9 protein-coding genes are annotated in these 14,819 nt (G+C 70.2%); 1 reads left to right on the forward strand and 8 read right to left on the reverse strand.

Annotation, left to right across the window (positions count from 1 at the left end; translation table 11 throughout):
- Nucleotides 1-17: 17 nt before the first annotated feature.
- Together VA596_RS31940 and gltX are read right to left on the reverse strand one after the other, a co-directional pair.
- On the reverse strand, nt 18-752 hold the full coding sequence (locus tag VA596_RS31940) for an HAD family hydrolase (protein ID WP_323331981.1): 735 nt from the start codon (nt 750-752) through the stop codon (nt 18-20).
- A 202-nt stretch (nt 753-954) separates the two neighbouring features.
- Complete coding sequence (gltX, locus tag VA596_RS31945; protein ID WP_323331919.1) at nt 955-2,433, reverse strand: glutamate--tRNA ligase; 1,479 nt, start codon at nt 2,431-2,433, stop codon at nt 955-957.
- A 96-nt stretch (nt 2,434-2,529) separates the two neighbouring features.
- Between gltX and VA596_RS31950 the strand changes: the two genes are divergently transcribed.
- Nucleotides 2,530-3,780, forward strand: coding sequence for an FAD-dependent oxidoreductase (locus VA596_RS31950; RefSeq protein ID WP_323331920.1), 1,251 nt, complete (start codon nt 2,530-2,532; stop codon nt 3,778-3,780).
- Here VA596_RS31950 and VA596_RS31955 read toward each other — a convergent pair.
- From VA596_RS31955 to VA596_RS31980, 6 genes are all read right to left on the reverse strand, one after another.
- On the reverse strand, nt 3,777-4,547 hold the full coding sequence (locus VA596_RS31955) for a fumarylacetoacetate hydrolase family protein (protein ID WP_323331921.1): 771 nt from the start codon (nt 4,545-4,547) through the stop codon (nt 3,777-3,779). The genes VA596_RS31950 and VA596_RS31955 overlap by 4 nt on opposite strands.
- 31 nt (nt 4,548-4,578) lie before the next feature.
- Complete coding sequence (cimA, locus tag VA596_RS31960) at nt 4,579-6,183, reverse strand: citramalate synthase (protein WP_323331922.1); 1,605 nt, start codon at nt 6,181-6,183, stop codon at nt 4,579-4,581.
- A 1,148-nt stretch (nt 6,184-7,331) separates the two neighbouring features.
- Nucleotides 7,332-8,369 carry a 3-isopropylmalate dehydrogenase gene (locus VA596_RS31965; protein WP_323331923.1) on the reverse strand — a complete coding sequence of 346 codons (1,038 nt, stop codon included), beginning with the start codon at nt 8,367-8,369 and terminating at the stop codon, nt 7,332-7,334.
- Nucleotides 8,370-8,597: 228 nt separating this feature from the next.
- Nucleotides 8,598-11,975 carry a S8 family peptidase gene (locus VA596_RS31970; RefSeq protein WP_323331924.1) on the reverse strand — a complete coding sequence of 1,126 codons (3,378 nt, stop codon included), beginning with the start codon at nt 11,973-11,975 and terminating at the stop codon, nt 8,598-8,600.
- A gap of 475 nt (nt 11,976-12,450) precedes the next feature.
- Complete coding sequence (gene serA / locus VA596_RS31975) at nt 12,451-14,049, reverse strand: phosphoglycerate dehydrogenase (RefSeq protein ID WP_323331925.1); 1,599 nt, start codon at nt 14,047-14,049, stop codon at nt 12,451-12,453.
- Nucleotides 14,050-14,174: 125 nt separating this feature from the next.
- A complete protein-coding gene (locus VA596_RS31980; protein WP_323331926.1) occupies nt 14,175-14,738 on the reverse strand; it encodes a TetR/AcrR family transcriptional regulator in 564 nt (187 codons plus the stop codon).
- Nucleotides 14,739-14,819: the final 81 nt, after the last annotated feature.

Genomic DNA, 14,819 nt, shown 5'->3' on the forward strand with positions numbered 1-14,819 from the left:
CCGCACGAGGAGAAATACTAGAGCACGCCGTTCCGGACGGTGAACGCGGGGGTGTCGGTTCGGCGCTGGGCCGGGACGCCGATCGTGGCGTACTCCGAAACCAGCAGCTCAGGCAGCTCGGCCAACCCGGCGATCGTGTGGACGCCTTCCGGGGCGCGTTCGGCGATGCCGTCGCGGTCGAGCCAGACCGCGCCGAGGCCGGCGTCGCGGGCGCCGATCGCGTCCGTGTCGAGTTTGTCCCCGACGTGAACGGCCTGGGCAGGTGCGCAGCCCAGGCCGAGGCAGACCGTGTGGAACATCACCGGATCGGGTTTCGCCACCCCCAGCTCGCCGGCGATGGCGACGTGGTCGAAGAACGGCGCCAGGCCGAGATCGGCGATTTTCTTACGCTGGTGGACACCCGACGCGTTCGTCACCGCGGCCAGCACGAGACCGGCGGCGCGCAACCACTCCAGGCACTCGAGGACGTCGTCGAACAGCTGCCACGAAGTGTCGAGCAGTTCCCGGCGGCGCCGTTCGAAGGACAGCACCTGCTCTGTGTCGGCGAGGATGCCGAGCTCGGCGAGGAAACAGCCGGTGCGGCGCTCGTGCATGGTCGGGTAGTCGATCTCCCCGGCGACGACGAGCGCGACGTGCTCTTCGGTGATCAGGTCCCACAGCGGCCACAGGTCGCCGCGGCCGGTGAGGATGTGGAGGACGCGGCGGATCGCGGCGGTGCAGTCGATCAGGGTGTCGTCGATGTCCAGGCACACCAGCCGGAGCGCCGGCGGCGCCCAGGGCTCGGGCGCCGCCTCGGCGGGGGCGGTTCGCGACGGGGTCCGGGGTGCCAAAGCGAAATCCACCCAGTGAGGCTAGGGCAACCACAGCGTTCGCGACGCTGCCAAAGAGGTGATTGCGACTCGCCTGTTCCGGCCCTCCGGCTCTACTCCCAGTTGGCGAACCGTCTTCTTTCGGTTATCCGACCACTGCCCGGCGCAGCCGTCCCAATGAGACGTCGCGGCCGAGCAGCTCCATCGACTCGTACAGCGGCGGGGAAACGGTCCGTCCGGTGATGGCGACGCGCACCGGCGCGAAAGCCTTGCGCGGCTTGAGACCCAGACCGTCCACAAGGGCGTCTTTCAGGGCCTGCTCGATGGCCGCGGTCTCCCACGACGGCAGCGCCTCGAGCGCCGACAGCGCGGCCGTGATCACGGGCTGCGCGGGCTCGCCGAGGTTCTTCGCCGCCGCGTCTTCTTCCGGCGCGAACGTCTCTTCGTCGGCGAACAGGAAGCGCACCATGGGAGGCGCATCCGAAAGGACCGTTACACGTTCCTGCACCAGCGGCGCGATCGCACTCAACCGGGCCAGCTGCTCGTCGCTGGGCGAGTCCGGAAGAACCCCCGCGGTGACGAGGTAAGGCGTGACGCGGCTCACGAACTCGGCCGCCGGCAACGCCCGCACGTGCTGGCCGTTGATGGCTTCGGCCTTCTTGACGTCGAAGCGCGCCGGGTTGGCGCTGACCTTCGTGACGTCGAAGGCTTCGACCAGCTCTTCGACCGAGAACACGTCGCGGTCGTCGGCGATGGACCAGCCCAGCAGGGCCAGGTAGTTCAGCAGGCCCTCGCGGATGAAGCCGCGGTCGCGGTAGTTGAAGAGATTCGACGAAGGGTCGCGTTTGGACAGTTTCTTGTTGCCCTCGCCCATCACGTACGGCAAATGGCCGAACTGCGGCGTGAACTCCGCCACGCCGACGCGCTCCAGCGCCGCGTACAGCGCGATCTGCCGCGGCGTCGAAGGCAGCAGGTCCTCGCCGCGCAGCACGTGCGTGATCTTCATCAGCGCGTCGTCGACCGGGTTGGTCAGCGTGTACAGCGGTTCGCCGTTGGCCCGCACCAGCACCGGGTCCGGGATGGTGCCGGCCGGGAAGCTGATGTCGCCGCGCACCAGGTCGGTCCAGGCGAGGTCGATGTCCGGCATGCGCAGCCGCAGCACGGGCGCGCGGCCCTCGGCGCGATAGGCGGCACGCTGCTCGTCGGTGAGGTCGCGGTCGAAGTTGTCGTAGCCCAGCTTCGGGTCCAGGCCGGCCGCCTTGCGCCGGGCCTCCACCTCTTCGTTGGTCGAGAACGCCTCGTACAGCTCCCCCGCTTCGAGCAGCTTCGCGGCGACGTCGGCGTAGATCGCGCGGCGCTCGCTCTGGCGGTACGGCCCGTACTCGCCGCCGGCCTCGGGACCCTCGTCCCAGTCGATGCCGAGCCAGCGCAGCCCGTCGAGCAGCTGCTCGTACGACTCCTGCGAGTCGCGCGCGGCGTCGGTGTCCTCGATCCGGAACACCAGCTGACCCTGGTTGTGCCGGGCGAAGGCCCAGTTGAACAACGCCGTGCGGATCAACCCGACGTGCGGGGTGCCGGTCGGCGAAGGACAGAAGCGCGCGCGAACCACCGATGTCTCACTCATAGCCCGATCAGCGTATCCGTCGCCACATCGCTTGACGCACGGACCGGGCCGGGTGCATCCTCGTCTTATTCAACAGGCGATGAAATAGATGGGGAGATGGTGGAGATGACCGAGCGCACGGGCTGCGTCGTCATCGGTGGCGGGCCGGCCGGGATGGTCACGGGGCTGCTGCTGGCCCGCGCGGGCGTCGAGGTGACGGTGCTGGAGAAGCACGCCGACTTCCTGCGGGACTTCCGCGGCGACACCGTCCACCCGTCGACGCTCACCCTGCTCGACGAGCTGGGCCTGGGCGAGCGGTTCCACGCGCTGCCGCACAGCGAGCTGACCGCGGCCGGGTTCCCCCAGGAGAACGGCGAGCTGATGAAGCTGGCCGACTTCACCCGGCTGAAGGTCCCCCACCCGTACATCGCGATGGTGCCGCAGTGGGACTTCCTCGACCTGCTCGCCGAGAGCGCCCGCAAGGAGCCGACGTTCGTCCAGCGCATGGAGACCGAGTGCACCGGCCTGGTCCGGGAGCACGGGCGGGTCGCGGGCATCACCTACCGCACCAGCGCCGGGGAGACCGGGGAAATCCGCGCCGACCTGGTGATCGCCGCCGACGGCCGGTGGTCCCTCGCCCGTCGCGAAGCGGGTCTGGTCCCGCACGAGTACGACTGCCCGTTCGACGTGTGGTGGTTCCGGCTCTCGCGCGGCGAAGGCGAGGAAGGCGGCATGCTGCTGCCGAAGATGCGGGACCGCCGCTTCGCGGTGCCGCTCCCCCGGCCGGACTTCTACCAGGTCGCCTACCTCGCGCCCAAAGGTGAGGACCTGCGTGCCCACGGCATCGAGGCGTTCCGCGAGAACGTGACGCGGATCTGTCCCGAGTTCCACGACCGCGTGGACGAGCTGAAGACGATGGACGACGTCAAGTTCCTCGACGTGCGGCTCAACCTGCTGCGCAAGTGGCACGTCGACGGGCTGCTGTGCCTCGGCGACGCCGCGCACGCGATGTCACCGATCGGCGGGGTCGGCATCAACCTGGCGGTGCAGGACGCGGTCGCGGCGGCGACGTTGCTGGCCGAACCGCTGCGGCGGGGTCGCCCTTCGGAGGCCGACCTGGCGAAGGTGCGCTCGCGGCGGCTGGCGCCGACGCTGCTGGTTCAGGGGCTGCAGCGCCTCATGCACCGGACCGTGGTGCGCGGTGTGATGAGCGGCAAGCGCAACGGCCCGCCGGCGCCGATGATCAAGGCGTTCGCGCGGTTCCCGCGGCTGTCGTACTTCCCGGCGCGGCTCCTCGGCCTCGGGCTGCGGCCGGAGCACGCTCCGGCGTTCGCCCGGCGGCCGATGGAGCCGGTCGCCCGCGGTTAGACGCTCTCGACCGGGTTGGTCAGGGTGCCGATGCCGTCGATGGTGATAGAGACGCTCTGGCCGCCCTCGATCGGGCCGACGCCCTCCGGGGTGCCGGTGAGGATGACGTCGCCAGGCAGCAGCGTCATCACGCCGGAGACGAACTCGACCAGCTCGGGGATCTTGTGCACCAGGTCGGACGTGCGGCCGTCCTGCTTGAGCTCGCCGTCGACCTCGGAGCGCAGCGCCAGGTCGGACGCGTCGAGCGACGTCTCGATCCACGGCCCGAGCGGGCAGAAGGTGTCGAAGCCCTTGGCGCGGCCCCACTGGCCGTCGGACTTCTGCAGGTCGCGGGCGCTGACGTCGTTGGCAACGGTGTAGCCGAGGATGACGCTCGCGGCGCGCGCGGCCGGCACGTTCTTCACCGGCTGGCCGATCACGATGGCCAGCTCGCCCTCGAAGTCGACGCGGCCGACGCCGGACGGGCGGCGGATGGCCGCGTTCGGGCCGATGACCGTGGTCGACGGCTTGAGGAACAGCATCGGGGCGCTGGGCACCTCGTTGCCGAACTCGGCCGCGTGCTTGGCGTAGTTGCGGCCGACGGCGATCACCTTGGACGGCAGGATCGGCGCGAGCAGCCGGACGTCGGCCAGCGGCCACCGCTTGCCGGTGAAGTTGGGCTGGCCGAACGGGTGCTCGGCGATCTCCAGGACCTGGGCGTCGTCACCGTCCCCTTCGACCGAAGCGAACGCGACTCCACCGGGATGAGCAATACGGGCTAGGCGCACGCGGCCAGTCTACGTGCGCCCAGCGCGTGACTCAGGCCACGGTGGTGCTCTTGTGCACGAGCGCGTCGCAGAGGGCCAGCCAGCTGGCCTCGACGATGTTGCCGTGCACCCCGACGGTCGTCCATTCGCGTTCGCCGTCGGTGCTCTCGACCAGCACGCGCGTCACCGCGTCGGTGCCGGGGTGGCCCTGCAGGATCCGGACCTTGTAGTCGGCCAGGTCCACACTGTCCAACCAGGACAGGTGCGGGCTCAGCGCCTTGCGCAGCGCGGCGTCGAGGGCGTGGACCGGGCCGATGCCCTCGGCGGTGGCGATGACGCGCTGGCCGCCGACGTGCACCTTGACCGTCGCTTCGGAGACGACCTCGGCGTCGGCGCGGTGGTCGAGCACCACGCGGTAGGACTCGAGCTCGAACGGCGCCTCGGCCGGGACGTCGGCCTCCTGGCGCAGCAGGAGTTCGAGGGAGGCGTCGGCCGCTTCGAAGGACCAGCCCTCGGCTTCGAGGCGCTTGACCTTCCGCATCGCGCTCGTCAGCGCTTCGGGCCGGCCGGCAAGGTCGACCCCGAGCTCACGTCCCTTGAGCTCGAGGCTGGCCCTGCCGGCCATCTCGGTGACCAGTACCCGCATGTCGTTGCCGACGGAAGACGGATCGATGTGGTTGTACAACAACGGATCCACCTTGATCGCGCTCGCGTGCAGTCCCGCCTTGTGAGCGAAAGCCGACGCCCCTACGTAAGCCTGGTGGGTGTAGGGGGCGAGGTTGGCGATTTCGGCAAGGGCATGGGAGACCCGGGTGAGTTCGGCGGCGCCTCCGGTCGGGAGGACGTCCATGCCGAGCTTGGTCACCAGGTTTCCCGTCACGGCGAAGAGGTCGGCGTTGCCGGCCCGCTCCCCGTAACCGTTGGCGGTGCACTGGACGTGCGTCACGCCGGCCTGCACCGCGGCGACGGAGTTCGCCACGGCGCAGGAAGTGTCGTCCTGACAATGGATCCCGAGCCGGAATCCGGTCTTGTCCTTGATGGTCCTGACGGTCTCGGCGAGCCCCAGCGGCAGCTGCCCGCCGTTGGTGTCGCAGAGCACGAGCACGTCGGCACCGGCGTGCGCGGCGGCGTCGAGGACCTTGAGCGAGGTTTCGGGTGAATACGCGTAGCCGTCGAAGAAGTGCTCGGCGTCGAGGAAGACCCTTCGGCCTTCCTTGACGAGGAATTCGACGGTGTCGCGGACCATCGCGCAGGCTTCGCCGACGTCGACCCGCAGAGCGCGTTCGATGTGGCGCAGGTCGGACTTCGCGACGAGGGTGATGACGGGCGCCTCGCTGTCGAGAAGGGCCCGCACCTGCGGATCGACGTCGGCGGTGGTGCCGGCCTTGCGAGTGGCACCGAACGCGACGAGCGCCGCGTGCTTGAGCTTCAGCTCGCCTTTCGCGGCGCGGGCGAAGAACTCGGTGTCCTTGGGGAGCGCACCCGGCCAGCCACCCTCGACGAACCCGACACCCAGCTCGTCCAGCAGCCGCGCGACGGCCAGCTTGTCCTGGACGGAGTAGGAGATGCCCTCGCGCTGCGCACCGTCGCGCAGGGTCGTGTCGTAGAGGTGGAAGGCGTCGCCGAGGGGGGTATCGGCGGGCTCCTTGCGGGTCACGGTGTTCTCCTCGGGCCGGGTCAAGTCGTTTCTGGTCGTTTCTGGGCAACAAAAAAACCTCCCGCAGGGGTGCGAGAGGTTGCGCGCCGGGAGCTCTTCTGGAGCTATCGTCCGGCGCGCTCGGCGATAATGATCGCGAAGCTGGTCACGACCGCATCATGCCACAGGGTTTCGGCGGAAGTCCACAACCTGGGTCAAGCTCCCACCATCCGGGACGGCCGGCAAACATCCCCCGCCACTCCCTGGGGGCCGGCCCCGCACCCAGTTTACCGGCGCCCGCGGACACAACCGCCCGGAAGACCGTTCCGCGACTGGGTTGTCCACATCACGGCGGTGCTGTGGATAACCCGCGACCGGCCGGTGCAGTACCGGCGTGAGCGACGCGAACGGACCGTTCGCGACCAAGCTCGCGCGAGTGGGCCAGTCGTGCGGCCGAGAGCACCGATGGACCGCTCGCACCCCGACGAGCACGAACGGCCCGTTCGCTCCGCAAACAGCACCGACGGACCGTTCGCGATGCCCAGCACCGCACGAACGGGCCACTCGCACCAAACCCGCACCCAGAGGGCCACTCGCGGGACCGAGGACCAAGGGCCGCGCCCCAACCCGCGACGGCGGCCTTTTCGCACCACGAAACAGCACCAACGAGACCGTTCGCAACCGAACCCCTCGAAAGGGCCACTCGCGCGACCAAGAACAACCAACGGACCGCTCGCAACCTGCCCCGCACTAGCGGCCCGTTCGCACCACAAACTGCACCAACGGACCGTTCGCGACGCCCAGCACCGCACGAACGGGCCACTCGCGCCAAACCCGCCCCCAGAAGGCCACTCGCGCGTCCGAGAGAGCACCAAGGGGCCGCTCGCACCCCAACCGCACCAGTGGCCCTTCGCACCACAAACAGCACCAACGGACCGTTCGCAGCGCCCAACACCGCACGAACGGACCACTCGCAACCAAACCCTCACCCAGAGGGCCACCCGCGCGACCGAGAGAGCACCAAAGGGCCACTCGCAACGCCCAGCACCGCACGAAAGGACCGTTCGCGCGGCCAAGAAGCACCAACGGACCGTTCGCGCCCCCAGGACACGAAAGAGCCCCGCACCTGAACAGCAGTGCGGGGCTCCCCGTCAAACAGAAGGCCGTTCTCAGCCGGTACGCACGTTCGAAGACACCAGCGCCGCCAACCGGTCACCGATCGCCGTCGTAGCACCCGGCGACGCCTGGTCCCGGGTCGCCAGATCGAACGCCACCGAAGCCTCGATCCGCCGCGCCGCTTCCTTCTGGCCCAGGTGGTCCAGCAGCAGCGAGACCGACAGCACCGCGGCCGTCGGGTCGGCCAGGCCCTGGCCCGCGATGTCCGGCGCCGAACCGTGGACCGGCTCGAACATGCTCGGGTTGCGGCGGGTCATGTCCAGGTTGCCGCTCGCCGCGAGGCCGATTCCGCCCGTCACCGCCGCCGCGAGGTCGGTGATGATGTCGCCGAACAGGTTGTCCGTCACGATGACGTCGAACCGGGACGGGTCGGTCACCAGGTGGATCGTCGCCGCGTCCACATGGGAGTAAGCGACCGTCACCTCCGGGTGCTCCAGCGAAACCTCTTCGACGATCCGCGACCACAGCGACCCGGCGAACGAGAGCACGTTGGTCTTGTGCACGAGCGTCAGGTGCTTGCGCGGCCGGGCCTCGGCCCGGTTGAACGCGTCCGCGACGACGCGGCGGACGCCGAACGCCGTGTTGACGCTGACCTCCGTCGCGATCTCGTGCTCGGTGTCCTTGCGGATCAGGCCGCCGGTCCCCGCGTACGGGCCTTCGGTGCCTTCGCGCACGACGACCATGTCGACGTCGCCTGCGTCGGCCAGTGGTCCCCGGACACCCGGGTACAGCCGCGCCGGGCGCAGGTTGACGTGGTGGTCCATTTCGAACCGCAGGCGCAGCAGCAGGCCGCGCTCCAAGATGCCGCTCGGCACCGTCGGGTCGCCGACCGCGCCCAGCAGGATCGCGTCGTGCTGCCGCAGTTCGCCGAGCACCGACTCCGGGAGCAGCTCGCCCGTCGAGTGCCATCGGGCGGCGCCGAGGTCGTAGTTCGTGATCTCCGCAGTCGGCGCCACTTCACCGAGCACCTTCAACGCCTCGGAGACCACCTCGGGCCCGATCCCGTCTCCTGGGATCACAGCGAGCCGCATCCACACACCTCCGTCGACCAGGCCACCGGCCGCACCGATGGCCCACCGCAACAAAACGCCAGCAGCCGGAAGGTTACCGGCCGTAGACAAACGGCCGTAGCCGCACCACCCTTATGCCGCATCCTCCCGCAGGGTGAGACACCCGATTGGGTGAACAGCAGCGGGGCGCCCCCAGCGGATACCCGCCGGAGACGCCCCTGAACCTGCACAGATCGATCTTGCGGCCCGCTACGAGCGGCCCGCCCCGATCGGCTGACGCTCGTTCCCCGGCCGGGCACCCTGGGCCGCGTCCACCTTGACCACGTTCGCCCGGTTCCCCGCGGCGTTGTGGTGTTGGATGGCGAGCAGCCCGAGGGCGTTGTCGGCCGCGGCCGAGGCCGCGTTCCGGGTGACGACCAGCGCCGTGCCCGGCTTCGCGACGTAGCCCAGGGCGGCGTCGCCGCCGCCCTGCACCGCGTAGCCCGGCGCGAGCGCGTCGAACGAAAGCGGCGTGCCGACGTAGTCGATCAGCCCGTTCGTCGTGCCCGGAGCGACGTAGAAGCCGCTGACGCCCACCGTGTACGAGATGCGGTGGGTGTCGGCGTTCGCGTCGATGCCCAGCGCGGCCAGCGAAACCGGCAGCGTGATCACGTTGGTGTCGAACACGTTCGTGTCCACGTCGCCGAGCTGCCCGTTGACGGCCTGGACGTCCACCTGCGGGAAGCCCGGGGTCAGCGCGACCGTGACCGCGATCAGGACATCGGTCGCCGTCGCCTTGGTCACGTAGGTCTCGAAGTCCGGCGTACCGTCCCCGGTGGTGTCGATGTCGACGAACGGCGAGGTGTTGCTGCCGATGTTCGCCCAGTCGCCCCAGGTGGACAGGCCGAACGCGAGGATCGCGTTCTCCGGCTCACCCTGCGCCTTCGCCAGCGGCGCGGTGGAAGACGCGCCGACGTAGCGGAGGTCGCCGCCCTTGGCGGTCTTGTTCACCGTGCAGTCGGTGACCACGTCCGCGTCGCACTCGGGCAGCTGCGGGGACTCCGCCTGCAGCTCGAGCACGCTGATCAGCGAGCGGTAGCGCTGCGCGCCCGTCCCCTGGTCCACACCGCGACCACTCAGGTTCAGCACGGCCTGGGTGGCGTCCGGGGCGAACTTGACCGACGACGGCGTCGAAATCGCCGACACCGGCTTCGGCGCCGCGTAGACCGAAACCCGCAGCGGCACCTTGGCCCCGCTCTTCGGGGTGAAGGCGACGCGGCCGGAGGCGTCCGCGACGAACTGGCGGGCGAGCCCGGCCTGGACGGCCTGCATGGTCGGGTCCATGACCTTGCGCAGGGCCTTCGGGTCGGTGATCTTCAGCGTCACCTTGACCTTGGCGGTGCCGCGCGGCGAGAGCTTCACCGACGGCGTGTCCACTGTGTACTCGACGCCCGGCAGCGCGTTGACCGCCTGGTAGGCCACCGAGTACTCGACCGGCGTGACACCCTTGTTGACCAGCTTGATCGTCTTCGACAGCGTGACCGGGCCACCGGCCTCGACCGTGCCGAAGCTGACGCTGACCGCACCCGGGTCGTCCTGGACGTAGGCGAGCACCTGGTTGTCCAGCGCCGCCTTGGCGTCGATCCGGCCGCTGCCGACGCGCTGCGGCGCGAAGGTGTGGCCCGCGCCGTCGGTCACGTCGTGGCCGGCGGTGTCGATGACCGAGGCCTTGACCTCCTCGACCGACCAGTCCGGGTGGGACTGTCGGACCAGCGCCGTGATGCCCGTGGTGTGCGGGGCCGCCATCGACGTGCCGGACAGCACGGTCCTGCCGTTGCCGCTGCCGCGGAACGCCGAGGTGATCGTGTCACCGGGCGCGGCCACGTCCGGCTTGAGCGCCGGGCCGCGGGTGCCGCGCGAGGTGAACGAGCTCGGGGTGTCGACGATCTTCTTGTCGTACGTCTGGATCGACGCGCGACCGGTGCCGTACAGGCGCACCTGCAGCGTGCCCGCGGTCAGCGACGCGCGCAGCGGCGCGGTCGCGGAGCCGGTGAACTGGAACATCGGGATCGCCGCGTTGCCCGCGATGCCCGCGCTGAAGTGCTCCAAAGTGGACGACAGGAGCGCGCCCTTGGCCCCGGCGGCCTGGGCGTTGTTCGCCCGGACGGCCGAGCCGCACGCGCGGGTCGAGTCGTTGTCGTCCCACTCCAGCCAGACGAACTTGCCGGCCGCCTTCGCCTTGTCCGCCGCGGAGTACGCCGCGCAGCCCGCGTTGTTCGCCGCGGACAGCGCGACGACCGGAGCCGTCAGGTTCAGTGTGTCGTAGCCGGCGTAGTTCTGGCTGTACTGGCCGGTCTTCGGGCCCTTGGCCGCGGTCGGCGCGGTGACCTCGGCGGCGTCGCGCAGGACACCCGCGTCCCGCGTGCTGGCCACGGTGAGCGCTTCGGGCGTGTTGCCGGGCGAGCCGGCGATGTCGTTGATGTCGCCGCCGTTGCCCGCGGAGATCACCGGGAGCACGTTGTTCGCGGCGAGCTTGCGCACGAACAGCGAGTCCGGGTCGTCCGGCGCGCCGAAGTCGGAGCCCAGCGACAGGTTGACGATGTCGAGGTGGTCGGTGAAGTCGCCGTCGCCGTCCGGGTCGAGTGCCCAGTCCAGCGCCTGCGAGGTGACGTTCGTCGAGCCCGCGCAGCCGAACACCTTGATGGCGTAGAGGAGCGACTTCGGCGCCGTGCCCGGGCCGATCTGCATCGCGTCGACCTTCTTGGCGTCCAGCTTCTTGTAGTCGCCCTTGAAGGTCTTGCCGTCGGCGGTGACGCCGAAGCCGCCGATGGTGCCGGCGACGTGCGTGCCGTGCTCACCGCAGGCCAGCGGGTTCGGGTCCGGCTTCGGGGTGGTCTTGCCGGGCGTCGCGGCGTCGTAGTCGTCGCCGACGAGGTCGGTGCCGCCGACCACCTTGGCGCTCGGGAACAGCGGGGTCGGCTTGGTGCTGTCGACGCTCTTGTAGGCCGCCTGCGTGCCGGGGCCGCCGAAGTCGGCGTGGGTGTAGTCGATGCCGTCGTCGATGACGCCGACGCGGACGCCGTCACCGAACTTGCCGGTCTGCTGCCACGCGGCGAGCGTGTTGGTCAGCAGCTCGGCGCTGGCGTTGGTGCGGGTCTTCGGCACGACCGTGCGCACCGAAACGACGTCCGCGCGCTTCGCGACCTCACGCAGCTTCGCGGCGTCCGCGGTGACGACCACGCCGGGGACGGCGTTGGCGGTCTGGGTGACGGCCTGCGGCTGGGCGCCGGCCGTGCGCAGCTGGCCGAGCACGGAGGTCACCGCGGCGGCGGTGTCGTCCTTCGCGGCGCGAGCGGCCCGCTTCGCCTGCTCCTTGCCCCGCGGCTGGGCGTCGGTGAACGCGTCGACGGCGGGCTTCTTGGCCAGCTCGACGAACGCGGTGACGCGGCCCTGCGCGGCGGCCAGCCGCGGCGCGACCTTGCCCTGCAGCTTCGTGTCGTCGATCTTCGCCGAGCTCACGCCGTCGGCCAGCGGTACATCTTGATTAGGCACAGTGGCCGCACTCGCCACCGGCGCGCCGAGCGCGGCGGCCAGCACCACGGCGAAGGCCGCCGTCGTGGCGCGGGCGGGTAAGCGGGATCTGCTCATGAGTCGGCCCCTTACTCGAGGTCTGGACCCGAACCTGCCAGCCGCTCCTAGCACCCCCGACGGTGAAGCACGGCGACCGCGCCGTGCCCTCGACGGCGCGTGGTTCAACCTCGCGGAGAGAACCTAATGCCCCAAAACACCTACTTAGGTAGGCAAAGAAGTCCGTTATGTGAATGTGATTGCCGATGGGCTCGGCAGTCGTGCACCGCAACGACCTCGCGTTAAGTCCGCTGCGCGACGGTCCGGTGACGCTGTTCTGGCGGCCGCGGCTGTGGACGTCCGATCGCGACATGCATGCCGCCGGGCTCGCGATCGTCTTCACCGGCTACGACGCGTACGTCCTCTTCGAACAGGTCGGCGCTTCGCCGGTGGGCTGGAACCGCGCCGAGTGGGCGAACGCGAACCGAGGGCCCGGAAAGCGCCGGAAGGCCCCCGCACCTGACCGGGTGCGGGGGCCTTCGGAAAGCGCGGAACGTCAGCCGAGGTCGACGGCGCGGATCGTGTGCGCGCCCACCGAGGCGCCGATCGGCTCCAGCAGGTGCGCGTCGATGTGGCGGTCGACGCGCAGCAGCATCACGGCGTCGGAGCCGTCGGTCGTCTGGCTGATCTGCGCGGCCTCGATGTTGATGCCGGCCTCGCCGAGCAGCGTGCCGACGCGGCCCATCACGCCCGGGCGGTCCGGGTACTCGACCAGCAGGACGGTGCCTTCGGCACGCAGGTCGAAGCCGCGGCCGTTGACCTCGACGAGCTTCTCGACCTCGTCCAGGCCGGTGACCGAACCGGACACCGTCAGCGCCGTGCCGTCGGCGTACGCCGAGCGGACGGTGACCAGGCTGCGGAACTTGGGGCTCTCCGGCTCGGTCGTCAGGTGCACCTGGACGCCGAGCTTCTCGGCGAGCTGCGGTGCGTTGACGAACGTGACCTGGTCCTCGACCACACCGGTGAACACGCCGCGCAGCGCGGCGAGCTGCAGCACGCCGGTGTCCTCGCTGGAGATCTCGCCCTTGACGACGACGTCGACCGTGCTCGGTGCCTTCGGGTTCAGCGCGGTGAGCAGCATGCCGAGCTTCTGCACGAGCGACAGGTACGGGCGGACGTGCTCGCCGACCGCGCCGCCGCCGGAGACGTTCACCGCGTCCGGCACGAAGTCGCCGCGCAGGGCCAGCAGCACCGACTTGGCGACGTCGGTGCCCGCGCGGTCCTGCGCCTCGGCGGTGGAGGCGCCCAGGTGCGGGGTGACGACGACGTTCTCCAGCTCGAACAGCGGGCTGGACGTGGTCGGCTCGGTGACGAAGACGTCGACCCCGGCGCCGCCGACGTGGCCCGAGCGCAGCGCGTCGGCCAGGTCCTGCTCGACGATCAGCCCACCGCGGGCGGCGTTCACGATGATGACGCCCGGCTTGGTCTTCTTCAGCGCCTCGGCGTCGATGAGGCCCTTGGTCTCCGGGGTCTTCGGCAGGTGGATGGAGATCGCGTCGGCGCGGGTCAGCAGCTCGTCGAGGGTGACGAGCTCGATGCCCAGCTGCGCGGCGCGGGCGGCCGAGACGTAGGGGTCGTACGCGATGAGCTTGGTGTCGAACGCGGCGAGGCGCTGCGCGAACAGCTGGCCGATCTTGCCGAGGCCGACCACGCCGACGGTCTTGCCCTGCAGCTCGACGCCGGAGAACGAGCTGCGCTTCCACTCGCCGCCGCGCAGGCTCTGGTCGGCGGCCGGGATGCGGCGCGCGACCGAGAGCAGCAGCGCCACGGCGTGCTCGGCGGCGGAGACGATGTTCGACGTCGGGGCGTTCACGACGAGGACACCGCGCTCGGTGCCCGCGGGCACCTCGACGTTGTCCAGGCCGACACCGGCCCGGGCGACGACCTTGAGCTGGGTCGTGGCGGCGAAGACCTCGGCGTCGACCTTGGTCGCGGACCGGACCAGGAGCGCGTCGGCGCTCTTCACCGCCTCCAGCAGCGCGGCTCGGTCCGTGCCGTCGACGTGCCGGACCTCCACCTCGTCACCGAACACACTCAGCACGGAGGGGGCGAGCTTCTCCGCGATGAGGACGACGGGTTTGCTGGGCTTGCTCACGATGCGGCTCCCACTATCTGGTCATTTCCAGGACGCTCTGTGGTGACAGACGGTCTCAGCACGTCGTTGTGCCCCGGTCGAGCGGGAGTTTAACGCGCAGGACCACGTCCTGGCTTCCCATGGTGTTAACTCGCCCGTAATCCCTCGAAAACAAGAGCCAGGAGGCGCTGCATGCCCGCGTCGCCGGGCAGGTGCGGCCCCGCCCAGGATGCCGCGTGCAGCAACAGAAGCAGCTCGTGCGTGGTGACGTCGGCGCGCAGCTCCCCCGCCGCCTGCGCACGTTCCACCAGCTGGGACGCCGCGTCCCGCATGGCGTGACACGAAGCGTACAAGCGGGACGTCTCGTCGTTGAGCGCGTCGGCGGTCAGCTCGGCCAGGCCGCGGAAGGTGCCGGTGGTGTCGCCGAGCCCGAGCAGCCACGCCTGCAGCGCCTCGAGCGGCGCCGGGTCGGTGAGCAGCTCGCGCGCCCGCTCGGCCTGACCGTCGAACCGGGCCCGCAGCAGCGTCTCGAGCAGGGCGTCCCGGGTCGGGAAGTGCCGGTAGAGCGTGCCGATGCCGACGCCGGCCCGGCGGGCGACGTCCTCCAGCGACGCCTCGACGCCGTGTTCGGCGAAGGCTCGCTGCGCCTCCTCCAGGAGGCGTTCGTAGTTGCGGCGGGCGTCCGCGCGCATCGGCTTGACTTCGGTCATCGCCCTTCCGAGCCTACCGGGTAGCCAATCGGAGGCTGCCTCCGTATATTAACCGGAGGCAGCCTCACATTACTGGAGGGA

The organism is Amycolatopsis heterodermiae (genome assembly GCF_034929455.1).
In the GTDB taxonomy this organism is placed as follows: domain Bacteria; phylum Actinomycetota; class Actinomycetes; order Mycobacteriales; family Pseudonocardiaceae; genus Amycolatopsis; species Amycolatopsis heterodermiae.

Coding starts and splice junctions, on each gene's coding strand:
- gltX (WP_323331919.1), bottom strand. CDS start 2,433: ATGAGTGAGACATCGGTGGTTCGCGCGCGCTTCTGTCCTTCGCCGACC.
- VA596_RS31970 (WP_323331924.1), bottom strand. CDS start 11,975: ATGAGCAGATCCCGCTTACCCGCCCGCGCCACGACGGCGGCCTTCGCC.
- VA596_RS31980 (WP_323331926.1), bottom strand. CDS start 14,738: ATGACCGAAGTCAAGCCGATGCGCGCGGACGCCCGCCGCAACTACGAA.
- VA596_RS31965 (WP_323331923.1), bottom strand. CDS start 8,369: ATGCGGCTCGCTGTGATCCCAGGAGACGGGATCGGGCCCGAGGTGGTC.
- VA596_RS31950 (WP_323331920.1), top strand. CDS start 2,530: ATGGTGGAGATGACCGAGCGCACGGGCTGCGTCGTCATCGGTGGCGGG.